This window comes from Paenibacillus selenitireducens (genome assembly GCF_002021565.1).
Lineage (GTDB): Bacteria > Bacillota > Bacilli > Paenibacillales > Paenibacillaceae > Paenibacillus_K > Paenibacillus_K selenitireducens.
Map to the genome: position 1 here is coordinate 318,665 of NZ_MSZX01000002.1, position 26,926 is coordinate 345,590.

At 44.6% G+C, this 26,926-nt stretch carries 23 protein-coding genes and 4 pseudogenes; 26 read left to right on the top strand and 1 reads right to left on the bottom strand.

The window, feature by feature from the left end; genetic code table 11:
• Nucleotides 1–143: 143 nt before the first annotated feature.
• The 7 genes and pseudogenes from BVG16_RS05695 to BVG16_RS05725 form a co-directional block, all read left to right on the top strand.
• On the top strand, nt 144–1,265 hold the full coding sequence (locus tag BVG16_RS05695; protein ID WP_078497962.1) for a tyrosine-type recombinase/integrase: 1,122 nt from the start codon (nt 144–146) through the stop codon (nt 1,263–1,265).
• Nucleotides 1,266–1,383: 118 nt separating this feature from the next.
• Complete coding sequence (locus tag BVG16_RS05700; RefSeq protein WP_233146931.1) at nt 1,384–3,681, top strand: helix-turn-helix domain-containing protein; 2,298 nt, start codon at nt 1,384–1,386, stop codon at nt 3,679–3,681.
• A gap of 275 nt (nt 3,682–3,956) precedes the next feature.
• A complete protein-coding gene (locus BVG16_RS05705; protein WP_078497583.1) occupies nt 3,957–4,949 on the top strand; it encodes an ABC transporter permease in 993 nt (330 codons plus the stop codon).
• Nucleotides 4,950–4,973: 24 nt separating this feature from the next.
• Complete coding sequence (locus BVG16_RS05710) at nt 4,974–5,852, top strand: carbohydrate ABC transporter permease (protein ID WP_078497584.1); 879 nt, start codon at nt 4,974–4,976, stop codon at nt 5,850–5,852.
• A 40-nt stretch (nt 5,853–5,892) separates the two neighbouring features.
• The gene (locus tag BVG16_RS05715; protein ID WP_078497585.1) at nt 5,893–7,413 is read left to right on the top strand and encodes a type 2 periplasmic-binding domain-containing protein; all 1,521 of its coding nucleotides are present in this window, start codon (nt 5,893–5,895) and stop codon (nt 7,411–7,413) included.
• A 141-nt stretch (nt 7,414–7,554) separates the two neighbouring features.
• Nucleotides 7,555–7,734, top strand: coding sequence for a helix-turn-helix domain-containing protein (locus tag BVG16_RS05720; RefSeq protein WP_078497586.1), 180 nt, complete (start codon nt 7,555–7,557; stop codon nt 7,732–7,734).
• Between the two features lie 235 nt (nt 7,735–7,969).
• A pseudogene (locus BVG16_RS05725) lies at nt 7,970–8,056 on the top strand (helix-turn-helix domain-containing protein); the annotation flags it as partial.
• 2 nt (nt 8,057–8,058) lie between these two features.
• Here BVG16_RS05725 and BVG16_RS05730 read toward each other — a convergent pair.
• Nucleotides 8,059–9,714 carry a recombinase family protein gene (locus tag BVG16_RS05730; protein ID WP_078497587.1) on the bottom strand — a complete coding sequence of 552 codons (1,656 nt, stop codon included), beginning with the start codon at nt 9,712–9,714 and terminating at the stop codon, nt 8,059–8,061.
• A 108-nt stretch (nt 9,715–9,822) separates the two neighbouring features.
• Here BVG16_RS05730 and BVG16_RS05735 point away from each other — a divergent pair.
• From BVG16_RS05735 to BVG16_RS05825, 19 genes and pseudogenes are all read left to right on the top strand, one after another.
• Nucleotides 9,823–10,130, top strand: a pseudogene (locus tag BVG16_RS05735) (IS3 family transposase); the annotation flags it as partial.
• Nucleotides 10,131–10,504: 374 nt separating this feature from the next.
• On the top strand, nt 10,505–10,684 hold the full coding sequence (locus BVG16_RS05740) for a hypothetical protein (RefSeq protein ID WP_078497589.1): 180 nt from the start codon (nt 10,505–10,507) through the stop codon (nt 10,682–10,684).
• A gap of 255 nt (nt 10,685–10,939) precedes the next feature.
• Nucleotides 10,940–11,533, top strand: coding sequence for a TetR/AcrR family transcriptional regulator (locus tag BVG16_RS05745; protein ID WP_078497590.1), 594 nt, complete (start codon nt 10,940–10,942; stop codon nt 11,531–11,533).
• Nucleotides 11,534–11,572: 39 nt separating this feature from the next.
• Complete coding sequence (locus tag BVG16_RS05750; RefSeq protein ID WP_078497591.1) at nt 11,573–14,572, top strand: YhgE/Pip domain-containing protein; 3,000 nt, start codon at nt 11,573–11,575, stop codon at nt 14,570–14,572.
• A gap of 216 nt (nt 14,573–14,788) precedes the next feature.
• Complete coding sequence (locus BVG16_RS05755; RefSeq protein ID WP_078497592.1) at nt 14,789–15,148, top strand: zincin-like metallopeptidase domain-containing protein; 360 nt, start codon at nt 14,789–14,791, stop codon at nt 15,146–15,148.
• Nucleotides 15,149–15,220: 72 nt separating this feature from the next.
• Nucleotides 15,221–15,628, top strand: a pseudogene (locus BVG16_RS05760) (transposase); the annotation flags it as partial.
• Nucleotides 15,629–16,349: 721 nt separating this feature from the next.
• Entirely contained in the window at nt 16,350–16,556 is a 207-nt protein-coding gene (locus tag BVG16_RS05765) for a hypothetical protein (protein ID WP_078497594.1), read from the top strand.
• Between the two features lie 64 nt (nt 16,557–16,620).
• Nucleotides 16,621–16,701, top strand: a pseudogene (locus BVG16_RS05770) (LuxR C-terminal-related transcriptional regulator); the annotation flags it as partial.
• A gap of 212 nt (nt 16,702–16,913) precedes the next feature.
• Nucleotides 16,914–17,996 (top strand): DUF7305 domain-containing protein, encoded by a 1,083-nt coding sequence (locus BVG16_RS05775; protein ID WP_078497595.1) that lies wholly within the window; start codon nt 16,914–16,916, stop codon nt 17,994–17,996.
• Between the two features lie 18 nt (nt 17,997–18,014).
• The gene (locus BVG16_RS05780; protein ID WP_078497963.1) at nt 18,015–18,470 is read left to right on the top strand and encodes a carbohydrate-binding protein; all 456 of its coding nucleotides are present in this window, start codon (nt 18,015–18,017) and stop codon (nt 18,468–18,470) included.
• 63 nt (nt 18,471–18,533) lie between these two features.
• A complete protein-coding gene (locus BVG16_RS05785) occupies nt 18,534–19,091 on the top strand; it encodes a PilW family protein (RefSeq protein WP_078497596.1) in 558 nt (185 codons plus the stop codon).
• Nucleotides 19,092–19,116: 25 nt separating this feature from the next.
• Nucleotides 19,117–20,793, top strand: coding sequence for a GspE/PulE family protein (locus BVG16_RS05790; RefSeq protein WP_198957425.1), 1,677 nt, complete (start codon nt 19,117–19,119; stop codon nt 20,791–20,793).
• On the top strand, nt 20,786–21,841 hold the full coding sequence (locus BVG16_RS05795; protein WP_269845576.1) for a type IV pilus twitching motility protein PilT: 1,056 nt from the start codon (nt 20,786–20,788) through the stop codon (nt 21,839–21,841). Before BVG16_RS05790 ends, BVG16_RS05795 begins: the two co-directional genes overlap by 8 nt.
• Nucleotides 21,841–23,049, top strand: coding sequence for a type II secretion system F family protein (locus BVG16_RS05800; protein ID WP_078497598.1), 1,209 nt, complete (start codon nt 21,841–21,843; stop codon nt 23,047–23,049). The genes BVG16_RS05795 and BVG16_RS05800 overlap by 1 nt, the downstream gene beginning before the upstream one ends.
• Nucleotides 23,050–23,100: 51 nt before the next feature.
• A complete protein-coding gene (locus BVG16_RS05805; RefSeq protein WP_332888765.1) occupies nt 23,101–23,634 on the top strand; it encodes a prepilin-type N-terminal cleavage/methylation domain-containing protein in 534 nt (177 codons plus the stop codon).
• 117 nt (nt 23,635–23,751) lie between these two features.
• Nucleotides 23,752–24,504, top strand: coding sequence for a prepilin peptidase (locus BVG16_RS05810; protein ID WP_078497599.1), 753 nt, complete (start codon nt 23,752–23,754; stop codon nt 24,502–24,504).
• A gap of 18 nt (nt 24,505–24,522) precedes the next feature.
• A complete protein-coding gene (pilM, locus tag BVG16_RS05815; protein WP_078497600.1) occupies nt 24,523–25,587 on the top strand; it encodes a type IV pilus biogenesis protein PilM in 1,065 nt (354 codons plus the stop codon).
• Entirely contained in the window at nt 25,587–26,153 is a 567-nt protein-coding gene (locus BVG16_RS05820; protein ID WP_078497601.1) for a PilN domain-containing protein, read from the top strand. The genes pilM and BVG16_RS05820 overlap by 1 nt, the downstream gene beginning before the upstream one ends.
• Complete coding sequence (locus BVG16_RS05825) at nt 26,150–26,926, top strand: hypothetical protein (protein ID WP_078497602.1); 777 nt, start codon at nt 26,150–26,152, stop codon at nt 26,924–26,926. Before BVG16_RS05820 ends, BVG16_RS05825 begins: the two co-directional genes overlap by 4 nt.

The following is a 26,926-nucleotide window of genomic DNA, read 5'->3' on the forward strand; positions in this document are numbered from 1 at the left end:
TACCATTGAAGGGTAGCGACCATAAAAGAAAATCACTTTATTTATAAGGTTTATTAGTGATTATTTTTGGTGACATCGTTTAAATGGTGCTAATTTGGTGTTACTATAGTTGCAAGAACTTCACAATGATTGGAGTGATGGAATTGCCAGTATATAAAGATGGGAAAGCCAAGAAGAATCCCTATTACTTCGTATTCTACTCTGGTAAGTTTGTGAACGGTAAGCGTGAAAGAATTAAGAAACGCGGCTTCAAGACGCAAAAAGAAGCAACATTAGCAATGGCTGCGGCGATGACCGAAAATGAGAATGGGGAGTATAAGAAGGGGAAGAACACGAAGTTTTCCGATTTCATCACAACCTGGTTAGAGAATAAGCGCGATTTATCCAAAGGAACTCGTGAGTTATATGATTCCTATTTAAGGACACATATTATCCCGCTAATCGGTGATTATTATTTGGAGCGGATCACGGCTATGGATGTAGAATCTTTCATTTCTTCTTTACATGATCGAGGGCTAGCACAGAATAGTGTTAAACGTATATTTGCAGTATTCAATACTTCTATGAACTATGCTTTTAAGATGGGTTTGATAAAAAAGAACGTGGCATTGTCTGTCGTGAAGCCAAAGGCGCAGCGTAAGGAGTTAACCGTATGGAATTCGGAACAGATCAACAGGTTTTTCGCTTTATCTAAAGAGGAAAGTCGATATTCTATAACATTCTTCTTAGCAATTATGACGGGTATGCGCCAAGGTGAAATATTAGGATTACATTGGAATGATATCGATTTTGAGAACAAAGTGATTCACATACAGCATACGCTATCACATAAGAATAGAGAAATAAGCAGTACTTTGAAAACACAAAAAAGTATTAGATCCATCGCAATAACAGATGAGACAATCGCACGGTTAATTGAGCATCGAGGAAAAATTGAGATCGAAAAGCAGTGGGGTGGCCCTAATTACATTGATATAGGTCTCGTTGTATGTACATCGGAAGGCAATCCAGTCCCACCAAGATCGATGTATAAAGTATGGGAGCGTTTAGTCAAAAAATATGAAATGCCTTATATTACATTCCACGATTTACGTCATACCCACGCCAGTATGCTACTTCAACAGAAAGTTCATCCTAAAGTCGTGTCCGAGAGATTAGGACATTCATCGATTTCAATTACAATGGATACTTATTCGCACTTAATGCCGAATATACAAGCGGAATCTATAGAAGGATTGGATCGTGTTATTAAGGGGGATGCTTAACGAAAATGTTCATTCATCATTTGACGTTGCTCATTGTTGAATATGTTGTATAATTATTACAAATATAATATTGGTAACGCTTTCAATAATGGGCAGAGGAGTATATGTCTTGCGAAGAATGACAATGAAGTTGAGATCATTTTTGTTTTCGGGAAAATACTACGCCAGACTAATCGGGTTCGGCTTTATGACCGTTTGCATTCCGATCGTACTGGCTTCGTTTCTGGCCTACTCCATGTTGTCACGCAATCTGGAGGAGCAGGTGAAACAGGCAAATCTCCAGACGATGCTGCAAATTCAGGCGCGAATCGACGCCGAACTTAATACGGTAGTGAAGGCTACCCGCGGCTTAGTGTTTGATAGTTCCATACAGAAGTATTTTTATAAGACAGATTTGAATGATTATACGGAAATGATGGATGTCCAAAAAAAACTTTCCGCGCTAGAACGTTCCATTGAGCACTCGACCCGAATCGGGCTATTTTTGCCTAGCCAAAAAATCGAGCTGACCACAACCGTCGGCTACGAGCGGATTGATGATCCAGCGGGGAAATATTCGTACGTTGGAACGAACAACCCGGATTCGCCGATGAGATGGATCCCGAACGGTCAGGAGGGAAGCGGATCATTTACGTTCGTACAGTCTCTTCCCGCCATTTCCAACACCCCGCAGGCGTATTTAACCGTCGATTTGAATAAACGCGCTTTGGCTGACATCATGAATACCGGTGGGCTTGGTGAGTCCGGGCGCATGATGGTGATGAGCGAATCGGGTGTCGTCGTATCGCTGATCGAACGATCGAAAGACGGTCAAAGCCGTGAGTCGGACGCGACTTGGAAGAAGAACATCTTGAACGCCTCCGAGCAAACCGGGTTTTATAAGGATAGTTCCCGTAATACGCTGTCCATCTTTACCAAATCGTCCGTAAACGGCTGGACGACTGTACTCGATTTTCCACTTACCGAGTTGAACGGGCAGAGAGCCAATGTTGGCAGGTTGACCGTTATCGTATGCTTGGGCGCGCTGGCGCTCGGCATGCTTCTTCTATATATCAACTCGCGTAAGCTGTATGCGCCGATCCGCAAGCTGCTTGGCCAGGAGCAAACGGCCGGGGATACGCATTCCACCAAAATCGACGAGTGGACGTGGATTCGCAACAACTGGGATCAGTTGAAGCTTCAAGTTGGTGCGCTGCGCGAACAATCTAGCCGCAATGCGCCGCTCTTGCGTGATGTTTTCTTCATGAACATGGTGTATGGCCAGTATGCCCATGAACCGTTGGATCGCCTGACGGAATTGTGCAATCTCCACGGTGTAAGCGCACATGCCAAGTGGAAAGTGTTCGTGGTCGAAGCGGAAAATCACGAGATGTACGATAAATTCCGCAAAGAGGACAGGCAGCTTATTTTGCTCGCCATCTCAAGCATTTGTCAGGATATTGCCAATCAGCACAACATTAAGGCGTACTTCATTAATGGAGTGGAAGCGGCACAGGTTATCGTCGTGCTGCAAATGTCCCCGGAATGGTCGGACAAGCAGCTTTCCGCGGTCTCCTACCAAGTGTGCGAATCGGTTCGCATGTCGATCGACACGTATTTGAAATTTAACGCATCTGTCGGCATCGGCAATACATACAATCATATTCAGAATGTCCGGCTGTCCTGCATGGAAGCGAAGGAAGCGCTAAAGTACAGGATCGTAAAGGGAGGAAACCGGACGATCGGCATCCAGGATTTGCGGCCGGACAGGGATGCGTTGCGCTACCCGTTCGAGCTTGAGGCAACCATCATGCGGGAACTGCAGAACGGCGACCGGGTACGCACGATGGAGGCGTTTGCATTATTCGCGCAAACCGTCACGAGCAGGGATTATCCGGCTTCTCAGGTATACCAGGCCTTTCATATGTTGTACGTGTCCTTCTTCCATAAATTGAAGGAGCTATCGGACGAAGGGGTTCATCAGCTGTCCGAAACCGATGCCTTCGAGCGAATCAGCGCCAGCAGGACGGTTGTCGAGATCGAAACATGGTTCCGGGATGTCATTTTCCCGATTTTGTTCCCGAGGTTTGAAGAAGCGATCGACGGAAAGGGCAAGCATCTGGTGGAACGGGCCAAAAAGTATATGATCGAAGCGGTCAACCTGGATCATACGCTTCAATCCGTTGCAAGCTATGTCGACTTGAGCCCTTCCTATTTCAGTAGAATGTTTCAAAAATATACCGGACAAAGCTTCACAAGCTATGTATCGGAGCTGAAAATTGAACGAGCCAAGGAGCTTCTGGTTCATACAAATGAGCCGATTGCGGCTATAGCGGAGAAAATCAATTATACAGAGCGATCGTTTCGCCGCGTCTTCAAAAATTTGACTGGCCATTCACCGGCCACTTATCGCGAGCAGGGCCAAAACCCGCGCTAAATGGAACCTATGCTGTCCTTTACCGCCTTAAAAGGGCGGTCTTTTTTTGTTTTATTGACAGTTAGCAGTGTAAAAAAAGACCGCACGCCGCTCTCCAGCCTGATGCAGCGCGCCTTCCTTGAATGATTTTCCAGAGCATCAAATAGCATCTTCCAAGGAAGCTCCAATTTCGTATATGCTCGGTTTAACAGCAGGGAGTATCCGCCCGGAATGGACAGGAAGCACCTGCAGAGATTGAAGCCTCCAAGCTTATCCTTAGTTATGGAGAATGCAATATGGGGGAACTAAAAAAGGAGGAGAAGACAATCGTAACGTCAAGCGAAACGACCGTGAGACCAGGAATAAACGATCCCCGTCGGCAAACGGGTCACTTGTGGAAGCGAGTGGTGAAACATAAATACATCTACCTGCTCGCGTTGCCTAGCGTTATTTATTTTCTCGTATTTAAATACGCTCCGATGTGGGGGATTTTGCTCGCTTTTCAGGATTACAGCCCGTTTAAAGGATTTTTGGCGAGCGAATGGGTCGGCTTCAAGCATTTTGAGACTTTGTTTACCCACGACATGTTTTGGGTTCTGCTGAGGAACACGCTGGGCATCAACCTTGTGAATCTCATTTTTTTCTTTCCGTTGCCTATCGTTCTGGCCTTGATGTTGAATGAGATCAAAATCGAGCCGGTGAAGCGCGTTATTCAATCCATCGTTTATTTGCCCCATTTTTTGTCGATGGTCATTATTGTAGGATTTACGTATTTTTTCTTATCCACCGATATCGGATTGGTTAATAAGGGATTGACGGCAATGGGCATCGAACCGGTCAGCTTTCTGACGAATCCGAATTATTTCTGGGGCTTGCTGACAATGCAAAGCATTTGGAAGGAAGTAGGCTGGGGAACGATCATTTTTTTGGCGGCGATCGCCGGGGTTGATCAGCAGCTTTACGAAGCAGCCATCGTGGACGGTGCGGGAAGATTCCGCCGGGTGTGGCACATTACGCTTCCGGCTATCCGCAGCACGATTGTCATTCTGCTTATCATGAGGGTCGGGCACATGATGGACGTCGGCTTCGAGCAGGTGCTGCTTATGTTGAATCCGCTCGTTTTGCCAGTTGGCGAAGTGTTCGATACTTATGTATACAAGCAGGGGATCTTATCCGGTCAAACGAGCTATAGCATTGCCGTAGGCTTATTCAAATCGATTGTCGGACTCGTGCTTGTCATGCTGGCGAACCGTCTTGCGAAAAAATTTGGAGAAGAAGGCTTATATTGATTACAAGGAAAGGGTGCAAAGAACATGACGTTGCGCAAGTCGCTTCGCGCATCGATTCCCGATGCCATCATTTATACAGTACTTATCGCGGCCGCTTTGGCGATGCTGTTTCCGTTCGTTTATGTCATCGCTGTATCGTTTACCGATCCTGCCGTTTATGTAACCGGTGATGTGATTTTATTTCCGAAGCAGTGGTCTCTCGATTCGTACCGCTACATTTTATCGTCCAACAGCTTTCTCTATTCGTTTCGCTCTACCGTTTTCATTACGATCGTAGGGACGGTGTTGAACTTGGCGTTCTCGATGACGTTCGCCTATGCCTTGACGAAGAAACAGTTGCCTGGACGGGGGATTATGCTGTCGCTGGTGCTTTTCACTTTCTTGTTTGGAGCTGGATTGGTACCGAATTTTCTGCTGATCCGAGAACTGGGATTGCTTGATTCGCTATGGTCTCTCATATTGCCGGGACTTACGAACGCTTGGAGCATTTTCGTATTAAAATCGTTCATCCAAGGGCTGCCCGAAAGTTTGGAGGAAGCGGCGCTCATCGACGGCTGCAACGAACTGAAAGTATTTTACCGGATCATCCTTCCATTATCGCTGCCGGCATTAGCCGCTTTCGGCTTGTTCTTCGCGGTGGGCCAATGGAATACGTATTTCTCCGCCGTCATGTACATTCAAGATGCGGATAAATGGCCGCTGCAGGTTTTGCTTCAGCAACTGATGGTGAGCCAGTCGGCGATCGGCAGCGCGGAAGTGAGAGAAACGCTGGAGCATACACTTCCCGAGGAAACGGTGAAGATGGCTGCGCTGGTCGTCGTCATGGTTCCAATATTGGCGGTTTACCCTTTCCTGCAAAAGTATTTTGCCAAGGGCGTTCTGCTTGGCTCAGTGAAGGGTTGACATAGCTTCATTATCCATATTATTAGGAGGGGTTCTGACTATGAAAGGGAAAAAATTAGTCAAAATGGCGGTTCCGCTGATGCTCACATTCGGTCTCATCGCAGGGTGCGGCGGCGGAGGTTCAAGCAGTGGCACGGGGACTGACAGCGGAAAGGAGGCGGACGGTCCGACGCCGATCAGCTTCACGACGATTCTTTATGGAGAACCGCCGGATTTTAACGGTCCCTTTTTCAAGGAAGTGGAAAAGCGGACGAACACCAAGCTGGACATTAAAGCAATACCGGCTTCGAGCTATAACGATAAGTTCAATCTGGCGCTTTCCTCGAACGAGTTGACTGACATCACGCTCATTGAGGACCCTACAGGGGCAACGACCGTAAACGCGATCCGGCAGGGCGCTTTTGTGGATCTGACCCCGCTGTTGGGCGATTTCGAGAAGTATCCTAACTTGGCCAAAATTCCTAAAGATATTTGGGAGAACTCCAAGGTAGACGGTAAAATTTATGGCGTTCCTCGTCCACGCTCGATAGCTGACCATACGATTTATATCCGCAAAGACTGGCTCGATAAGCTGAACCTGAAAATGCCGACGACGACCGACGAGTTCTACGATGTGATGAAAGCGTTCGTCGAGCAGGATCCGGACGGCAACGGCAAAGCGGATACGATCGGTTATGCCGGTCTCGGTCCAGGGATGTCCATTGTCGGTCCTCAGCTATCCGTTGCGTTCGGCGCATATAAGCCGACGTTCGAAGGCGATAATATGCTGCTGACCTGGATGACCAAAGGGTATCGTGACTATTTGGAATATGCGCATAAAATGTATGCGATCAAGGCATTGCCGCAGGAGTATTCTGTGTTGAAGGAAGACAAGCTCTCGACAGCTGGTAAGGTCGGGGCACCGGCCAGTAACTTCTTGAATTTGTGGAAGTATCTGGAGGATACGAAGAAGGCCGATCCGAAGGCGGAGCTTGTCAATGTGCCGCCGCTTAAAGGCCCGGACGGGTATGCGAGCATCAAATTTTCTGGCTATTACGGTATCCTGGGCATTTCCGCCAAAACGCCGAAGGACAAGATCGAGAAGTTGCTGCAATACTTGGATCAAGCGGCCTCTCCGGAGATCGTTGATCTGAGCGTTAATGGCATTGAAGGTATTCACTATACGAAAGAGAACGGTAAGGTGAAAGTGAACGAAGAAGCGAAGAAGAAAGATCCGTGGAGCAATGCTATAATCGTTGCGGGTATTTTCGATAAATACATCAAGGCTGTCAACCTGTCGGCACCGGATGAAGTGAATGAACAGCAGAAGAAAATGGTGGACGATTACATGGCTGTCGCAACGCCAGATCCGTTCCTTGGGCTAGTCTCCGATACGAACTCCAAGAGGGCCGCGGATTTGTTCAAAGACAGAGAGACCGTCATGACCAAAGTCGTAACGGGTCAATCGCCGATTGAAGAGTGGGAAGCATACGTAAATAAAATGAAAGCCGATCCGGATGTGCAAAAAATCATGAAAGAGTTCGCCGACCAGTACAAACTGAAGTATCCGGATAAAAAATAAGTTAAGAGCATAATCAAGCCGTGCGGTTGCTGAAGAGACCGGGCGGCTTGACTTTTTGTATTTAAGGGAGCTGGTAAGGTAAGCAATTTGGACAGCCACAACATCATAGAATATACAAAATAGTATAGGGTGGTGTTTGTGATGACGAGAGAACAATTACCTGAAGTACTGAAAGTAAGGCATATAAAAGAGTTTCTGAGTATCGGTAAAGATCAAGCTTATGAGTTGGTGCATTCGGGGGTGTTCCATTGTGTAAGGGTTGGAAAACGTATATTAGTCCCTCGAGAAGGATTTTTAAATTGGTATGATGGAAAAGCATAAGTAAACTTGGAAGAGCAGGTATATTCTGCTCTTTCTTTCGTTAGTAGCACCAAAAATAAAAAAACTAGTAATTTGGTGTTAAATGTGGTGCTAGAAATGCAAGGGTATCAAAGAATAGGAAAGGATAAGAAACGTTGATATATCTTTTTGCTGCCAATAAAAGTGTTGTTAAATCATGGTTTTACCGTATGCGAAAGCATAAGGAAGGATTATAGAAAATGTACAACCTTGACTATTGAAGGGTAGCGACCATAAAACGAAATTTTTATTGACGAATCGCGAGCGCGAAGTTTTCGAGCTGCTGGTGCAAGACAAAACTACGCCTTACTGATTGTGCCAAAAATCAGACCTGATAAAATTATACTTTAAAACGGGATAGATGATATGCTTTGACGGTGAGGATCCACGTCCCTTTTCTAGTCTCTCGATAACAACATGATCAAACACCTTACGTAATAATGTGTTTTTTTCACCTCGATCCGTACAAGCATTATAAAGATCCAGAATCGTAGTCATGTTCTGCTTGACCAGATGGATATCAATCGTTTCTTCTCTTTCGTCCTCTTGTTGCTGTTCCCTTTGTTGAGATAATGTGTTAAGTCGTTCAAGTTCAGCATCAATTTCATTTTTTTGTTCCAAAAATAATTCATCATCATATACACCACTTGCATGTTTGGATAGAGCAAATTTCAATCGGTGTTTTAGCTCTTTTTTTCTTCTCTCTATGTGCTGCGTAATATCTTCTTCCGTTTCTTTAGGGGGCAAATTCTTTTGCGCTGTTATGGCCTTTAGCTTCTCCTCAATCACATTGTCGTTATCGTCGATGTCCTTGAAGTATCTCAATACTTCAATTAAATCTTCCACAATGGGGCGGTATTTAACAAACGTGCATCCAGCAGTAGAGCACCACAAGAGTTCTTTTTCATGGTAGGAGATTTCTCCATTCTTTTTTGTATAGGGGCGGTTGCTGTATTGTCTGACCATTCTTTTCCCACATACTTTACATATCGTCAATCCAGAAAGCTCATAAGGAATAAACTCAGATTTCACCCGTGGAACATGAATGATTCTTTTATTCTGTAGTTTGTCTTGAGCTTGCTTCCAAGTCTCAGGATCAATAATTGAATCGTGTGCATCTTGAATAACGACACGCTCATCCTCTGGACGTTCCACCGCTCGACCCTCAATTGTCATTGTACTTCTATATTTAAGCACGCCAATATAAACCTCATTCTGTAACATATAATCAATGCCCTCAGGCCGCCAATTCACTTTTCCTTGGGGACTAGGAATCCCAATCTTCCTTAGATGTGTAGCTATAGCACGGGATCGAACATCCCTGACTGTTCCATTCTTGGATTGAATCCCATTAATAAAGAGATCAAAGACAATACGTACTGTTTTCGCTTCTTCTTCATTAATTTCCAACTTCTTGGTTGTGCTATTTAATGAATACCCGAAGGGAGATTTACCTGCCATCCATTGACCCGTCAGTGCTTTGTTAAAGCGACCACCCGTTAATCGTTCTCTCGTCATTTCAAATTCCTCGCGACTCATGAAGAGTTCAAAACGAATTTGGCGTAAATCTGCTGGGTTCTTAGGGTCATAGACCTTCCAGGGTGTAATGATGTAAATGCGTCTTTCACACAGTAGATCATAGATAATACCCATATCCGTGTACGATCCACGTCCCATCCGGGAGATTTCTTTTACTGCGATGGCCTGATATTTAGCAACTTTCAGATCTTCAATAACGCCTTGAAAAACAGGACGCGTTGATATTTTATCACCGGATCCGATTTCTGCTTTTTGCTCATAAGGTATCCCTAATGGAGCTAATACGCGTTCCATTAAGTCCGCTTGGGATTTTAGAGTATCTTCCCCGGTCCTTCTTTCAAGCTCTAAGTCTTGTCTTGATTTCCGTAAATAATTAATAATGGAATCGATACCCAGACTTTGAAGGTAATCCGAATTTAACATGACAAAGGTTCCTTTCATTTTTTGGTATATATGTTTGGTATGTACTAAAAATTATAACCGATTATGGGGTGATAATATACCGAATCAAGTTGTATTTTATAAAGTCAAATTCAATTGTTTCACACGGATCGCGGAAGCGAGTTAAAAACAAGCTCATCGATGAGACACTGACTGCCTTCAACATCGGCCGTTCTTTGAGCATGAAAGGCTGCCCATACGATAATGCAGTTGCAGAAGCTACCTTCAAAATTTTAAAAACGGAGCTTGTTAAACAGAAGACTTTTCATAGCATGGAGCATTTAAAGCTTGAACTGGATGATTATATTAATTGGTTTAACCACCCTCGTGTTCACGGAACTTTAGGTTATTTAAGTCCAGTTGAGTTCAAGAAGAAAGCCCTTAAAAAAGTAGTCTGATTTTGTGTTGACATTCCAACCCTCCAAGGGCGGCGTGGAGAATGCGTGCAGTATATGGAATAATATAGGGATTTAATCTCCTCTTATATTTCCTTGTGCCTTCATGTTGCTCGGGTCTATTATGAGGTCCCTCTTCCAATCATTCTTTTCTTCTAGCAAGGGTGAAATCCTGTGAATAAGTGAGCATTCGTGTGAAAACTATATCGAACCGAGGGAGTTAAATAGATTAGGACCTCCCATATGAAGCAAAACTAGATTTAATAGCTCTTATGGGAGGTTTTATTTATCAAGTTCGATCAATTGTCGGCATAGAAAGATAGCGCCCCTTATCGGGGCGGATACCCCATAAAAACCTTATTTAAGGAGCGATAGACATGAAGACTACCGAGAAGTACATTGCACAAATCCAGGAGGACGGGAAAGCAATTGTTCCTATTAAAGTGGCTGAAGAAGTCTCACAGTGGCTTGAGCTCAAGCATTATGTGTTGAAAATATCAGAGGGAAAAAGGCTAATTGAATTGGATTTGCCTGAAGAGAAAGCGAAGGGAGACTAAAAAAGTCTCCTTTTTTTGTGAAACCGAAAGGCATTGTAGCTACCTCCTACGTCGGTTCCCTCGGATAAAAGCGCGGCCGCCACGTGGAACACGTTCCTCACTAACTCCCATCGCGATCAAGTGACCGCCTGTCGTTTCTTGCAAATTTATTTTACTGGAAGTATAATAGCAAGTCTGAGTGACCGAAATTCACAATTAGTTCTGTATTTCTAGAACCTGATCGTAATCGTCTCTTTGCAGAAAGGAGGAATCCGTATGATCGTAGATCGAAGAACGAGGATTATAGAGGCAGCAACACAGTCATTTTCATTATATGGTTATAAGGGCAGCACAATGGATCAGATTGCGAGACTTGCTCATGTGGGCAAGGGGACGATTTATCGTTTTTTCCCAACGAAAGAAGAGCTGCTGGAAGCCATTATGGATAGATTCATTCAAGACATACTGGAGGTTGCACAGTCATCCGTTCAGGCAGGGAGAACCTTCATAGAGAACTTGCACCGTACTCTGCACAATGTGTTGGAATTCCGATCCAAGCATGAGATGATGGTTATTCTCTCACACGAGATGCGGGAGATGGGGACCGAGATTGTGATGTCTGAGATGAGCAAGGTGGAAGATGCGCTTCAGCACTTTGTGAAAGAGCAGGTAGAACTAGCTATTGATTCAGGCGAGCTGCAGAGTTGTGATGCCGAACTGACTGCTTTCCTATTTATTAAGACCTACGCAGCGCTTGTCGTGGAATGGCCGAAGCGTGCGAAGGCTATCCATCAGGATCAAATTTCTCATTTGCTTGAATTCTATTTGCTGAATGGGGCAGCTCAGAAGGGGATTGCTAGAATTGGATAACGCATTACATTTTATAAGTAGAACGGTGGTGGCAGTGGGATGAAGAACATCTTACACATTTATAAAACGGATCTTCGCAACATTATTACAAATCCTGCTGCAATTATTGTTATTTTAGCAGTAGTGATCCTGCCCTCCCTATATGCATGGTTCAACATTCTCCCATCATGGGATCCGTACTCCAATACGAAGGATGTATCGGTTGCGGTTGCGAACTTGGATAAAGCTACCAAGGTAGAAGGCAAGGATCTTGATGTTGGGGCAAAGGTTATCGAACAGTTAAAAGAAAATAAGAAGTTAGGTTGGAGATTTGTTACGAAGGATGAGGCAATCAAAGGGGTTAATCATGGCGATTATTATGCAGCCATTATTATCCCAGAGGATTTCTCTGAGAAGATCTCTTCCGTCATCTCTGATCATCCGGAGAAGGCACAGCTTGATTATTATATCAATGAAAAGATTAACGCTATCTCGCCGAAGGTCGCTGGGGCAGGAGCCTCGACGCTGGTGTCGAACATTAGCAGCAACTTCGTAGAAACGGCGAACAAAGCGATATTCGATATTTTCAATGATGTCGGCCTTCAGCTTGACACGAATGAGCCGGACATTAAGAAGCTAAGAGATAACATCTTCAAATTGGATGAGAAGCTGCCGGAGATCGAGAAGCTGATGAAGACAGGCCAAGTCGATATTATCAAGGCGAAGGACTTCATTAGCAAGGCAGAGTCTGCCATCCGTGTCATCAAGCGCTACGAGAACCGACCGGATTCGGTAATTACAGATGCAGAGAATTTGCTCGATAAGGGCAGTGATTCTTTCCATAAGGAAGTACCCGTTGTCAAAGACAATCTGCGGCAGCTTCAGGGTGCCGTAACGGATACATCGAAGGTCGTGGAGAATATCATGAACTCCGACTTCGATCTTGGCAAGGTAGAGACAGAGCTGGCCAAGAAGAGCGTCGAAGTGGAGTCAGGGATGAATTCCTTACAGCGACTCATTACGACAGTTGAAGATGTAGATCGGAATTTGAAGAATAATGGTCTGTTCGATAATGTGCTCAAGTCCTTGACTGATGCGAAACGGGGCGCGGAGGATCTGAAGGCGCGTCTGGATGAAGCACAAAAAACAGTTGAGTCTGCAAAATCGATTGCGGATGATAAGCTGAGGGATATTCGCAATAAGGCAATCGAAGTCAACTCGATTCTGGATAAAGCCAGAACAAGCTTGAATTCACAGATTGCACCGACAGTATCCAAGGCGTTCGATGATGCAGAACGATTAGGCAAGACGTACCGAGAGCATCTCGGTCAGCTGCAAGAAAAGGTTGATCGCGTCAACAAGCTTATTCAGGGTAGTGAGACAGATGCGTCACTAACCGAAAAGCTGAATGCAGCTGTCGAGGATATGACGAATCAGTTGAAGCTCACATTAGGCTCCTTAGAGAAGTATAAGGATCAGCTGAATAAGCTGGCCCAAGTGACAGGTATAGACACTGATCTGTTGATTGCTCAATTGAAGGGCATGGAGACGAAGCTCACACTACTGCAGGAGCGACTGGCTGGCGGCAAACAGATTGGCGCAGAAGCGGCAGCAAGAGCAAGTGAGGTCGTTGCTCAGCTCATTAGCGATTATGATAATGGAATTAAACCAAGATTCCATACGATCCGCGGGGATATGGAGGCATTGAATCGTGATGCTTTGAAGATGATCGATAAGATGCAGGCAAGCACTAACAATGTCATCGTAATGACAGATAAGATCATGAACCGGAATACGGCGAACAATGTAATTGATCAAATCAATAATGCACAGAAGCACATCAGTAACGGTCAGAATCTAGCGGATAAGCTTATCACCGCCACTGAGAAAATGAAGCAAACGGTAGATGATGGTGCGATTACAGACATTGTCGATAGTATGTATAAGGTAAAAGGGAAACTGGCCGATTTGTCGGATATGCTGAAGCGTGCAAGTGAAGCGGCCGGCAAGGCGAATCAACCGACGAAGGATGCGCTGCAAAAGATATATGATGCCACGAAGGATACGAGCACGTCAATCGATAGAGTAATCGGGAAGATCGATTCGGATGTTGTCCCTGCCTTCGACAAGGGTGTCATCGATTCCCGCAAAGGCTTGGACTTCATCAAGAATGTGAAAAAAGAAGTATTCTCGATGATTCCAGAAGTCGAGGCTTCACTGGCTGATGTGAAGGACAAGATTCACACTGGGGACGAGGGACTGGATGAATTCAGTGATAAGTTCCCAGAAATCAAAAAGAAAGTGAAAGACATTGCATCCAAAATCCGCGAATTGGAAGAAAAAGGTGATCTGGATCAAGTCATTGATTTGCTTCGTAAGGATGCGGCTAAGGAAAGCCAGTTCTTCGCGGAGCCGGTATTGCTTAATCAGCATGAATTGTTCCCTGTACCGAACTACGGTTCAGCGATGTCACCATTCTTCACGACATTGGCATTGTGGGTCGGCGGCTTGCTGCTCATCTCCATGCTGATTGTAGACATCGAGAACAAACATGACTATAAGAGCTACCAAGTGTACTTCGGACGTTGGCTGACCTTTGTAACGATCGGTATAAGTCAGAGTATGATCGTGACACTAGGTGACATGTTCCTGCTCAAAACATATGTCGTTCACAAGTTCTGGTTCTTCGCGTTCGGGATTTTCATCAGTATCATATTCGTCAGCATCGTCTATACGTTGGTATCGGTATTCGGTAATGTAGGTAAGGCGTTGTCCATTGTATTGCTTGTGTTCCAATTGGCGGCCTCTGGTGGTACATTCCCGATTCAAATGACGCCGAAGTTCTTCCAGCAGCTGAACCCGTTCCTGCCGTTCACACATGCGATAGGTATTATGCGTGAGGCAGTGGGGGGAATACTATGGGATGTTGTGACGAAGCATGTACTTATCCTGTTGATCTATATCGGAATTGCCTTTGTACTTGGTATAGGCTTGAAGAAGACAATTAATAAGAACAGCGATAAGTTCTTGAAGAAAGCGAAGCAAAGTAAGCTGTTGTAGGTTTGTAGATTTGCAGGCGAATAGAATTGTAGAGGAACAGCAAGAGGTTTTATTAAGATAATAATAGCGTATTATGCAATCATCATATGGGTTATATAAAAAATCGCTGCCTGGATTATCAGGCAGCGATTCAGACTGTCGACAAAGTACCGTCGATAGTCTTTTTTATGTCTCTTTGGTTTAGCGAATCACCGCGTTAATATCATACATGATTATATTAGCGTTCCGACGTTACGGGATTACGAGAAGCCCGAAGAATATTATTCGACTTTATTTCATGAATATATTCATAGTACAGGGCATGATAAACGCTTAAAACGCTCAGGAATAACCGAGGTTGCGGCATTTGGTAGTGATACTTATAGCAAAGAGGAATTTGTTGCAGAGATAGGCGCAGCGATGTTATGCAGTGTGGCAGGGATTGATAATAGCACCTTTAATAATAGTGTGGCCTATATTGGCGGTTGGTTACGAAAGCTTAAATCAGATAATAAAATGATTGTTCAGGCTGCAGGGCAAGCACAGAAGGGAGTTGATTTCATATTAGGTGTTACATTTGATCAAACAACGGAGTGACAACGCTGTAAAAATCGCCACTCACGGCCGCAATATCATTAAGTTAATTTCAAAGACAAAACGGGAATAAGAGCGCAGCAGCTTCGAACCATAAAAGGACTCGGGAAGATCTTCACTGCGGCCATTTTAGCTGGTACAGGGGATCTAAGGCAGTATGCGCACGGACGTCAGGTATTACGGAAGGCTGGCATGAATTTGGCCCAAAGCACGTCCGGAAAGCGAAAAGGGCAAATTGTTCTTTCGAAACGAGGAGACTCCGCCTTGCGCAAATTTCTCTATCTCGCGACGGTTCAACTCGTTTGGAATAATCGCGTTTTCCGCCATTTGCATGAACATAATTTGCAAGAAAAGAAGATGAAAAAGCAGCAATCCATTTTTAAGTTAATTGGGAAGCTCGCACGAATTCTAGTCGGTATTGTTCAACGAGGAGAAAAATTCACACCAGAGAAGACCGTCTTGACCTGGACAGAAGCAGCTTAAGTTAAGAAGCATCACGTATATTGACTCGTTCGCGGGGTTTCACAAAGAAAGCACGGAGGACCGAGTTCGTGTCCCAAAAGGGCTAAGACCCATCCGCTAAACGCTATCGGTCTCCACACCTTGGACAGGAATAACGAAGGAATGTCAGGGCATTGACCCGTCGAGTCGTGGGAGGGTGAACCTCCAGGGATTTGTGGAGTATGCGTGCAGTAGAAACTAACTAGGGAATTATTCCAGACGGTTCCTCTGTTCCCGCATGCCCAGCCCACTACCTCAACCGGTATTATCTGTGCTGATTCCATAGATTCATCTGATCACAGGTGATGAAATCCTGCGAATGAGTGAGTATATGTGAGATAAACCCTTAAAAACGAGGGAAGGGACACGTTAGCTCAATAATCAACTATAACGCGGCTGCCGGTACAAATCGGTAGCCGCGTTATGCTTACTGGCAGTATAGTTCGATAACTCCAGGGATAAAAATCCATAAATGTGAGACAACCGAGTGATTAAGAAAATAGCGCCACCCTCGATCGGGGCCCCCGCCCCGGCCGAGGGTGGCTAACTGGAAATAAAACTTTTTATTACATATCGTTTCTCTCGATAGTGATAACTGTTTAAAAAAGATACTTCATTCCTTACTAACCCCCAGATAAGATATCGCTGTTTTAAATAACAAACAGGGAGCATAAGGATAAATTAGACTGTCAGGGTGGGGGGGATGGCAGAGAAGGTGAATGAGTATGCGGACATTGATAAGCGTGTATCATTGTTCATTGAAGGCAAACACGGAAAGATCGGCATCATTATCCCTGATCATGCACCAACTTATGAAGAGTGGAAAGAATTTAGAGAATCATTAGTTGAAATTGCTTTGAACATCGTTAGGAATAAGCAAATATCATTAAAAAAGGAAACCGCTGAGTAAGCTGGTTTCCTTTATTTTTTGAAGAACCTCAATAATTAACTTTTGGCACAATCAATATGAGTAAGACAAAACAACCCGGGATATTGCGGGACAATTGTTTATCAGTGAGAAAACCGTGCGCAATCACATTTCGAACGTGATGTAGTATGAAACACACCCTTGATAATACAAAAATGTGTCTTAGGTCCCTTGTTTTGGAGGGGGTAATACTCTCGAAAACAGGGATAAATATCCATCATACGACATTTTTTACTAAATATTGGAATTTTGAATATTCCATATTTAAGGATTGTCTGCTACAATTGCGATGAAATTGGAGAATATTGTATGAAATAGATATAGGAATGAGGGTGAACGATGATTAAGAACGAACGGGGATTTGCTCTCCCGATGGTGCTGATCTTAGTAACAGCTTTATCCATTTTAGGAATGGCCCTTCTTGGAGTAAGCGTAAGCCAAGCTGCCCGAACCGTTCATCAGGAGAAAAAAGAGCAGGCATTCTACATAGCGAAGTCTGGTGCAGATGCTGTTGCGTCATATATTATTGATCACTATAATCCTGTCTCGGTGAGTACCACTGATGAAATAAAGAACCTCAATAAGGGTTACTTAGAGCAGGACATATCGCTAGGAACGGGCACTTTTCGGGCAAATGTTACGAGAGGCCCCGACGATACAATTGTTATTTCTTCCAAGGGAACCTTGGGGAAAGTTACGAACCAGGCTTCGTTGACGTTAGGAATGGATGAACCTGTGGTGACGATAGATCACGCGATTCTTGCATCTAAGGATATTGTAAATACAGGGGAGACCATCGTGAACAACGGAGGTAATATTGCTGCCGGTGGGAGCATCAGCGGGGATGAAATCAAATTAGATGGGGGGAGTGCAGAATCAAATTATTCAGGAGCTTTTCCTCCTGCAATCCCTTTTCCAGATATAACAGGTTGGATCACTAAAACATTAGTGATTAATGCCTCAATAAGTGAATCGGCTTATTACGGAAGTTATTTGTCTTCAGACGCTGTATTTGAAATCAACATGACGAATAACAAGGACATGCATATCGTTTTCAAGAAGTTTGAACCAGCTACGACTGTTATTAATGTGACAGGTACCGGCAACGGGATCATTCATCTTTATATGGATAATATCAAAGTAGCTGCATCGTTTACGATTAACAATTTATTGAGTAAAAAGGTAATTCTTCATGTCAAAGATTCAATCGATCTCAATGGGTCTTTTAATTTGCACGGTGTCCTTTTGTATGCTCCCACGGCGGAATACACTTCTACGAATGGGTCGATAGATCTAAAAGGTGCAATGGTTACTAAAAAAGTGACATTACAAGGTAGTAATGTGATCAACTACGACGCCTCCATCGCCAATCTCATCAAAGAATCTCGCAAATTTGAACGCAAGAACTGGAGAAATTCCTAGCCAATCGGAGTGAATGACATGAACGTACGAAAACAAGAAGAAGGATTTACGTTAATCGAAGTTTTGGCGTCTTTTGTCCTCCTTGTGATCATGGCAACGGTGTTAGTGAGCCTATTCTCCAACGGATTTCGCTCCATTGACAAATTCGGTGAGCGAAGCGAGCAAATGCATTTAGCTCGGCAAGAAGTGGAACAAGCTACAGCCGGCACAGGAAGTAACCTGACTATCCATCAAATTAAAGGTACCGGCCAACTGAAAATTGAAGGCGAGACGGTTGAGAAACAGATTAGCGGAACTTCGGGCAGCAAAATGATATTGTTCATTCCAACACCAACGCCATGGAAGACAGGTGTATCGTACACCTTAGATGACCAGGTTCGATATAACGGGAAAAACTATCGATGTGTCATCCCGCATACCTCGAATGCCAGCAACAAGCCAACCAGTACAAGTTCTCCATGGGTTACCATGTAACTTGTATCCTATATATACTTTACTCTTCACGGAGAATTCGGATCTAAGAATAGGGGATGGTATATGCGATACGTGAAGCTTGACCAGAAAGGCCTTACGATCATTGAACTGTTAGCCGCCATCGTACTGCTTACGATTGTTTTGTCTCTAGCTTTTTCATCCTATGCGTTTGGGGTCAAGTCCTTTCAACGCGCGAATGAGCAGAGCGAGCTTCAAGATCAGGTACGAATTGTCTCTCATGTTATTACCAGCAAATTGCGATATGCCAGCGAAGTCGAACTTTTATCATCCTGTCCTACGAACCTTACTGAAGGATTTAACTACATCTGTATGAATTCGAACAAAAAAACCATTGATCTACACACCTACGATAAAACAACATCCGCTCACAAGCTTCAAAGCCTAAATACCGCAAGCTCCAAACATCCAATCACCTACGACATCGCGTTCCAAAAAACAAATGACCATCTCTTATCCTACAGCCTGAAGAGCATGGCTGATCAACAAAAATTTGACGTACAATCTGAGATCTTGTTATTGAATTTGGATTTGAATGCAGTATCCATAAAAATAACGGGAAGCACACCTTATCAAGGCATTGCTTTCAAAGAAAACGCTTGAACTTTTTGGACGATAAATCCAAGGGATGAGAGGTGAAAACGTGAATAAACCTCGGAAACGCATGGGGGATCTACTCGTTGAGTCCGGACTCCTTACGAATGAACAGCTGCAAATTGCCCTGAATGAAAAGAAACCAACACAAAAGCTAGGGGAAACGTTATTGCAGCTCGGGTTCATCACGGAGCAAAGACTTATTGAGGTTCTAGAGTTTCAATTAGGTATTCCTTATGTCAGCTTATTCAAATACCCGATAGATACCAAGCTGTTAAGCATCGTGTCCAAAGAAACCGCCGAACGTAACAAGCTAATCCCTCTGAAAAGAGAAAGCAATAAGCTATTTGTCGCCATGGCTGACCCAATGGATTTTTATGCGATTGATGATTTGCGGCTCTCGACGGGTTTTCAGATCGAAGTGTCCATTGCGACGAAGGAAGACATTCATAAAGCCATCAGCAAATATTACAGCCTAGTGGATAACATGGAAGACCTGTTAGGCGCAGACCTCAAGTTTAAAGAGAAGGATGAAGATACGGTTACCGATGAAGACTCTCCGGTCGTCAAATTGGTCAACCAAATGATTCTTGCAGCCTATCAGCAAAAAGCGAGTGATATTCACATCGATCCGCAAGAGTCAGATGTTGTGATTCGATATCGGGTTGACGGGATCCTGAGGACAGAACGGAAATTTGCGAAACAAATGCTGAGCATGATCGTGGCAAGGATCAAAATTTTATCCAATCTGAACATTACCGAATTCAGAATTCCGCAAGACGGTCGGATCAAAATTAATCTGGATTCCAATGCGATAGATCTTCGGGTTTCCACACTGCCAACAGTCTATGGCGAAAAGGTCGTCATGCGAATTCTCGACATCGGAAGTTCAGCTATAGATTTGAAAAGAATGAATTTTCATCCCACGAATTATGAACGTTTTGTGCGCATGATCGAAAAGCCGACAGGCATTGTGCTGATTACCGGTCCTACGGGTTCTGGCAAATCTTCTACACTCTATTCCGCTTTGGGACAATTAAATTCGCCGGATGTCAACATTATTACCGTGGAAGATCCGGTGGAGTATCGGCTGGAAGGGGTTAATCAGGTTCAAGTCAATGTGAGTACCGGGATGACATTCTCGAAGGGATTGCGTGCGATTTTGCGTCAGGATCCGAACATCGTTATGGTCGGTGAAATTCGGGATACAGAGACAGCGGAGATTGCAGTTCGTGCTTCGTTAACAGGGCACTTAGTCTTGAGCACGATCCACACGAATGACGCGATCAGCACGATTACGAGATTAATAGACATGGGAATTGAGCCTTTTCTCGTAGCTGCCTCGTTGTCTGGCGTCGTATCACAGAGGCTTGTCCGGCGCATTTGTCAGGAGTGTAAGACGCTGCAGCTTCCTTCGCAGCGGGAGACTGAAATTTTCGAAAAGCGAGGATTACAGATTGAGGCTGTCGCGAGAGGAAAAGGCTGCGGCGCTTGCAATATGACAGGCTACAAAGGAAGGATCGCTATTCATGAATTATTGGTGATCGATGATGAAATTCGCCGAATGATCATGAACAATCGTTCCATGGAACAGATCAAGGAGATCGCGGTGATGAAAGGAACCATTTTTTTAATTGATGATGGCTTAATTAAAGTAAAAGAAGGCTATACAACCACAGAAGAAGTCCTGCGCGTAGCCATCAGTGAGTAATGGGAAGGGGAAGCTGGAGCAATTGGAGCAATTATTACGAATGGCTTTTGAACAAAAAGCATCGGACTTGCACCTTACGGTAGGTGTACCACCCATGATCCGAATCAATGGGGATCTCAAGCAATATGGCGAAGATAATTTGAAGCCCGAAGACACGATCAAGATGGCGAAGAGCATTATGACTCGAGATCAATGGGAGGTTTTGCAGGAAAAGAGAGAGCTGGATTTTTCCTTTGGGATTAAGGATATGACTCGATTCCGTGTGAATGTGTACCATCAACGTTCTCAAATAGGTATCGCGCTCCGCCTTATACCAACAACCATCCCGGCATTGGATACTTTGCATGTACCGGAAGTTTTGCGTCAGCTAAGCACCAAAGCGCAAGGATTGATTCTCGTCACAGGCCCGACGGGAAGCGGCAAATCAACGACGCTCGCTTCGATGATCGATGACATGAACAAGAGAATGCGCAAACATGTTATTACGTTAGAGGATCCGATTGAGTACTTGCACCGCAACCAATATTCCGTCATTAATCAACGGGAAATCGGACATGATTCGCATAGCTTTTCGAACGGACTGCGGGCCGCGCTACGGCAAGATCCCGATGTCATCCTGGTTGGAGAGTTACGAGATCTAGAGACGATATCCATTGCCATTACAGCGGCAGAGACGGGGCACTTGGTGCTTGGAACCTTACATACGCCGAACGCGCCTGCAACGATTGATCGTATTTTGGACGTGTTTCCAGCCAATCAGCAAGGTCAAATTCGGATTCAACTTGCATCTGTTTTGATCGCAATTCTATCACAACGGCTTTTCCCGACCATCGACAATCGAAGCAGGCGCGTGGCAACGGAATTGTTAATTAATAATCATGCTGTTGCCAACTTGATTCGGAATGAGAAAGTCCACCAAATCTATAACTTCATGCAGACGGGGAAATCCTTTGGCATGCATACCCTGGAAATGTCCATGAACGATTTGATCGAGAAAAAGGTGATTACTCGAGAGGTCGCAGCACCATATTTTAGGGAGATGAGTTAATGGCTCAGTTTGCATATATCGGTCGTGATCGTGCCGGCAAGTCGCGTAAAGGGAAAGTTTCTGGTTCAACCCGGAAAGAAGTTGTCATGGAACTTCGCGAGAAAGGGATTGCCATTTCCGAGATCGTCGAGCTGGAAGCAAATGTGTTCAATACGGATATTACCATTGGCAACCCAGTTAAGACGCAAGATTTCGTGATTTACCTCCGTCAGTTTGCAACGTTAATCGTGGCCGGCGTGTCGGTTGCGGAAGCTACGAAGATATTGGCGGAACAGACCGCAAGTAAAGCTTTGCGAAAGGCACTAATCAATGTAGAGGAAGAATTACGATCTGGTAAACCGTTGTCACTTGCTGCAGCCCTTCATCCAAAAATCTTTCCACCCATGTTCATTAATTTGGTACAAGCCGGGGAAGCCACGGGGAACTTGGATGAGACGCTGGAACGATTAGCTTCTTTTTTTGAGAAACAGCACTATACCGTCCAAAAGGTGAAGTCCGCACTAACTTATCCAATTGCCATCACGATTGTCGCCATTGGGGTCGTTATCTTCCTGCTTACCAAAATCGTGCCCACGTTTGCCTCGATGTTTATGCAATTCGATGCAGAATTACCGTGGATTACGAAGACCGTCTTGGCGATCAGTGACTGGATGCAGCGTTTTTGGTGGCTCATTATCTTGCTGATTGTAGGGATCGTGGTTGGCATCACAGTGGCGATGAGAAATCCATCCAGTAAATATTATCTTGATCATGCCATTCTCAAAATCCCGATCTTTGGGAAGTTAGTGCAGAAATCCGTCATTGCCAGATTTACAAGAACATTAAGCTCGTTGTTTAAAAGCTCGGTTCCGATTCTGGATGCGCTAAGTATCGTAGACAAAGTCGTCATGAATGAAGTCATGAGTAGGGTGTTGAAGGAGTCTAGGGTCTCGCTCCAAGGAGGGAAATCGCTGTCTGCTCCAATGAAGCAGCATTGGATATTTCCGCCGCTCGTAACACAGATGATCGCCATTGGGGAACAATCTGGTTCTCTCGATTTCATGTTGGAAAAGGTCGCGGATTTCTATGAGAAAGAAGTCGATGCGACGGCGGATGCGCTGAAAGGCTTAATCGAGCCGATCATGATCATCATGCTGGCAGGTATTGTTGGATTTATTGTGTTGTCAATTATCGTGCCGATGTTCGATATTTTCAACCATGTCAAATAGGTTATAGTGGCAACATTATAATAGATTACTAATTTTATAGGAGGAATAAGTATGTTACAAATGGCAATGAAAAGGGTCAAAAATGAGAAAGGGTTAACGCTGATTGAGTTACTGGCAGTGGTTGTTATTTTGGGGATCGTCGCGGCTATTGCGATACCTGCGATTGGGGGATTGATTGACAGAACGAAAAAAGACGCACATGTTGCGAATGCAATTCAAATGATAGCAGCTGCAAAAATGGCTGTTGTGGGTGATGAGAGAGCAAGACCTACCGCTACAACAATTACAAAATATATATCTTTAGACTGGTTAGTTGTAAATGGATATCTTGATCCAGTGAAGGATCCCGATGGTACAACGAATGGTTACTCAGTTGGTACTGCTGCTGCCACACCTCCACCTAGTACTGTAGCTACAGCAGGTTCCCATGTTTTAGCAACATTAACCACATCAACTGGTGCAATTTCTTATAGCGTATTTCTAAAAAATGATACACGCGGAGTACGAGAAACTGCAACTAGTACAGGTACTGCAGCTACTGACTACGTGAAAGAATCAACCGTGAACCGTGACGCAGTTAAATAGGTCAACTCCATAGTCACTTGTGGCCTAGAAGTTAATCTTGTTACAATCAGACATCTATAACTAATCACGCCCTCGTTAGGGGGGCGTGTTATCCATTGTCCTAACTGGAGGCAAACCATGACCGCGTTTTATTCCATTTATGCTGCGATTGCAGGTTTATTGTTAGGCTCCTTTTATAATGTGGTAGGTTTACGGGTTCCCTTAGGCGAATCGATCATTCGACCACGCTCGCATTGCACGACATGCCAACGTACACTGGGAGCCAGCGAGCTGGTCCCTTTTTTTTCTTATCTTTTCTTAAGGGGTGCCTGCCGGGGATGCGGTACGAAAATATCATTCCTTTATCCGCTAACCGAAATGGGGACTGCGCTGTTATTTGTTAGCATGCCATGGTTCATCGGCTGGTCGCCGGAATTATTCGTCGCATGGGCGTTAATCTCCCTGTTGATTATCATTTGTATTTCAGATCTTCGGTATATGTTAATTCCGAACAAAGTGTTGCTGGTCTTTTCGGTTATTTTTCTCGGATTGCGTCTCCTCCTTCCAGTAGATCCTTGGTGGGATATGTTCCTGGGTGCCGGTGTTGGCTTTGCGTTGCTGTTACTTATCGCGATCGTGAGCAAGAACGGCATGGGCGGAGGAGATATTAAATTGTTTGCCGTCCTCGGCATGGTCTTAGGATGGAAAGGTGTATTACTTGCTTTCCTGTTATCTTGCTGCTATGGCACACTCATCGGCATCGTTGGAATGCTTCTCGGGAAAGTACGAAGAGGGAAGCCAATGCCGTTCGGACCTGCCATTGCATTAGGCACATTAACTGCATATTTGTGGGGAGAAGCACTTCTTACATGGTATTACCAGTTTCTATGATGTAGTGGAGGAGAAAAGATGAGAGCAAGTCGGACAACGCGTGTAAATCAAGAACATCATACCCATGTAGCAAACATTGTGAACAGAAAGCAGCCGAAAAAGAAAATGGTCAGCTTGATGATCAAAGACCATGTCATTCGATATATGGATGCCAAGCGACCGAATTTGCGGGGAGCAACCGCCTTCGGGGAATATGATTTGCCTTCAGGCATCATTCATGAAGGCAGGATTGCAGAGCCGGATCGGTTGCGTACCATTCTGAAGGATTGCATTCAAAAGTGGAAACTCAAAGACCGAGAAGTGCAGTTTATTGTCCCGGATTCTGTCGTGATCGTACGGAAGATTGAGATTTCGGCGGAGATCGAGGAGGAGGAGATCAAGGGACATCTATATTTGGAATTAGGAACGAACATCCATCTTCCCTTTGAGGATCCGATATTTGATATTGATTTTCTAGGACGCTCCGATGAGAAACAAGAAATTCTATTATTTGCCGCACCGGAGCAGATTGTTAACGAATACGCACAGATCTTGACCAGCGCAGGTCTGAAGCCTGTTGCAGCCGATGTGTCTTCGCTGGCCATCTATCGTTTATTTTATAAAGTGAATGATGAATTGGAATTGGACATTGTCTCGGAAGCACCGGTTCTATCCGTTCAATTCGACCTGCAGACGGTAACGGTAGGCGTCATTCATAAGCATAAATTAATGCTTCTTCGTCAATTTCGGATGAATCTATCCATCGATAACTGGGAACGGCAAACGAACAAAAGAGATGTCAATACACCGGTGTGGATCGGCGATGAGAGCTACTTAACCTATGAAATTAATGTAATGATCGGAGAGATTCAGCGCGTCATCAGCTTCTATCGTTCCGTTACGAATCATCATGAAGATGAGATTGAAACGATAATATTAACGGGAGATTATCCGTATTTAGAGGATATCGCAACCAATCTGCATCAACATTTTGAAAAAATGCCTTTTACGTTCTCAAAAGAATTGTTCGAGACGCAATCGAAGGAACTCGTTCCACCGAAATATTATTTGCCGCTAGGATTAGCCCTAAAGGGGGGCGTCTAATGCTGAGTGAGATTAACTTGCTCCCCCAACGGGAGCAGCGAAGCATTTTTTTTGTCATTGGGATCACGGTCATATTGGCTTTCGGTTTGCTTAGCACTGGCGTTCTCTTCTTCCAATATCAGTCCCTGAAGACGGATCAAGATCGACAACAGGCGGAAGCGAAGACGGTCGAGAAAATGATTGAAATCGAATCGCAAAAACTCCTGCAAGGCGCGAGTACCTCGGAAGTAGGTCAATATGAACAGATTGTTCACACGATCGAGCAACTGCCGGTGGATACGATCCGAATTCTTGACCAATTATCTGCGGCCTTGCCTCAGAGCGGCTTCTTTACTTCCTATTCTTATCAGGATCCTGGAACGGTGTCGGTGATTGCGGATTTCGGGACATCAGAGGATGCTGCGCAATATCTTTATCATTTAACATATGCGGATTGGGTACGCAAAATCGAGATCAGCTCTCTAGTAAAACAAGATAGTGGGATAAAGGTCCTTTACAAAGCGACGTATACGCTCGAATTGAAACGGGATGTATTCGCTGAAGTGAAAGGAGCGGGTACAGAATGAACGCGAAACAGGTAAGAATATTAACCTTGGCTGTCTCGTGTATTCTCATCCTTTCCGGGTTGCTATTGTTTTATTTCAATCGTATCCAGCCTACACAAAGCCAAGTGAAGACGTTGAAAAGTAAAATTGCAACAGATAAAAAGGTGCTGGAAAAGCTGCAATCGCAGGCCCATGAACAGCAGCAGAGTAAGGCGGATCTTCTGGAGTTGCAGCGTAAGGTTCCTGTCGAAGCCTTTGTGGACCAGATGATTCTCGATCTACGGAAGGATGAACAACAATCCAAGAGTAAGATTCGTAATATGGGGTTGAGCTATACGAATACATCATTAAATGAATTGAGTCAAGTGATAGGTATTCCTAACCTACAATCACCGAACGCGACAGTTTCGCAGCCTGTCAATACAGCAGCATCAAATGAAGGAACTTCAACGGTGCCAGCTGATACGAGTGCCAATCCAGCACCATCAAGCGAAAATCCCGCAGTGCAGCTGGAAGTTTACAAAATAGGCCTCACCTTAAGCGTTGAATCACCGACCTATAACGATTTCAAAACCTTTGTACTTGGGATCCAACAACTAGACCGCGTTATTCAAATTGATGCCATATCATTCACGGATACCGCCAACACCTATAACCTCACGGTATCCGCATTCTATGCGCCGCAATTCCAAGGATTTGAGGAACGGCTTCCACGGGCCTCGTTCCCGGCACCAAGCGGCAAGACTGTACCGATTCAAGTGACGAATCCCGTAACAGAACCTGCAGGAACTTAA

What these genes read in the sequence shown, in the direction of transcription:
- BVG16_RS05750 (WP_078497591.1), top strand. Translation starts at nt 11,573, where the DNA reads ATGAAGAACATCTTACACATTTATAAAACGGATCTTCGCAACATTATT.
- BVG16_RS05800 (WP_078497598.1), top strand. Translation starts at nt 21,841, where the DNA reads ATGGCTCAGTTTGCATATATCGGTCGTGATCGTGCCGGCAAGTCGCGT.
- BVG16_RS05790 (WP_198957425.1), top strand. Translation starts at nt 19,117, where the DNA reads ATGAGAGGTGAAAACGTGAATAAACCTCGGAAACGCATGGGGGATCTA.
- BVG16_RS05730 (WP_078497587.1), bottom strand. Translation starts at nt 9,714, where the DNA reads ATGTTAAATTCGGATTACCTTCAAAGTCTGGGTATCGATTCCATTATT.
- BVG16_RS05785 (WP_078497596.1), top strand. Translation starts at nt 18,534, where the DNA reads ATGCGATACGTGAAGCTTGACCAGAAAGGCCTTACGATCATTGAACTG.
- BVG16_RS05705 (WP_078497583.1), top strand. Translation starts at nt 3,957, where the DNA reads ATGGGGGAACTAAAAAAGGAGGAGAAGACAATCGTAACGTCAAGCGAA.
- BVG16_RS05715 (WP_078497585.1), top strand. Translation starts at nt 5,893, where the DNA reads ATGAAAGGGAAAAAATTAGTCAAAATGGCGGTTCCGCTGATGCTCACA.
- BVG16_RS05710 (WP_078497584.1), top strand. Translation starts at nt 4,974, where the DNA reads ATGACGTTGCGCAAGTCGCTTCGCGCATCGATTCCCGATGCCATCATT.
- BVG16_RS05810 (WP_078497599.1), top strand. Translation starts at nt 23,752, where the DNA reads ATGACCGCGTTTTATTCCATTTATGCTGCGATTGCAGGTTTATTGTTA.
- BVG16_RS05820 (WP_078497601.1), top strand. Translation starts at nt 25,587, where the DNA reads ATGCTGAGTGAGATTAACTTGCTCCCCCAACGGGAGCAGCGAAGCATT.
- BVG16_RS05740 (WP_078497589.1), top strand. Translation starts at nt 10,505, where the DNA reads ATGAAGACTACCGAGAAGTACATTGCACAAATCCAGGAGGACGGGAAA.
- BVG16_RS05720 (WP_078497586.1), top strand. Translation starts at nt 7,555, where the DNA reads ATGACGAGAGAACAATTACCTGAAGTACTGAAAGTAAGGCATATAAAA.
- BVG16_RS05765 (WP_078497594.1), top strand. Translation starts at nt 16,350, where the DNA reads ATGGCAGAGAAGGTGAATGAGTATGCGGACATTGATAAGCGTGTATCA.
- BVG16_RS05700 (WP_233146931.1), top strand. Translation starts at nt 1,384, where the DNA reads ATGACAATGAAGTTGAGATCATTTTTGTTTTCGGGAAAATACTACGCC.
- BVG16_RS05825 (WP_078497602.1), top strand. Translation starts at nt 26,150, where the DNA reads ATGAACGCGAAACAGGTAAGAATATTAACCTTGGCTGTCTCGTGTATT.
- BVG16_RS05805 (WP_332888765.1), top strand. Translation starts at nt 23,101, where the DNA reads ATGTTACAAATGGCAATGAAAAGGGTCAAAAATGAGAAAGGGTTAACG.
- pilM (WP_078497600.1), top strand. Translation starts at nt 24,523, where the DNA reads ATGAGAGCAAGTCGGACAACGCGTGTAAATCAAGAACATCATACCCAT.
- BVG16_RS05745 (WP_078497590.1), top strand. Translation starts at nt 10,940, where the DNA reads ATGATCGTAGATCGAAGAACGAGGATTATAGAGGCAGCAACACAGTCA.
- BVG16_RS05780 (WP_078497963.1), top strand. Translation starts at nt 18,015, where the DNA reads ATGAACGTACGAAAACAAGAAGAAGGATTTACGTTAATCGAAGTTTTG.
- BVG16_RS05775 (WP_078497595.1), top strand. Translation starts at nt 16,914, where the DNA reads ATGATTAAGAACGAACGGGGATTTGCTCTCCCGATGGTGCTGATCTTA.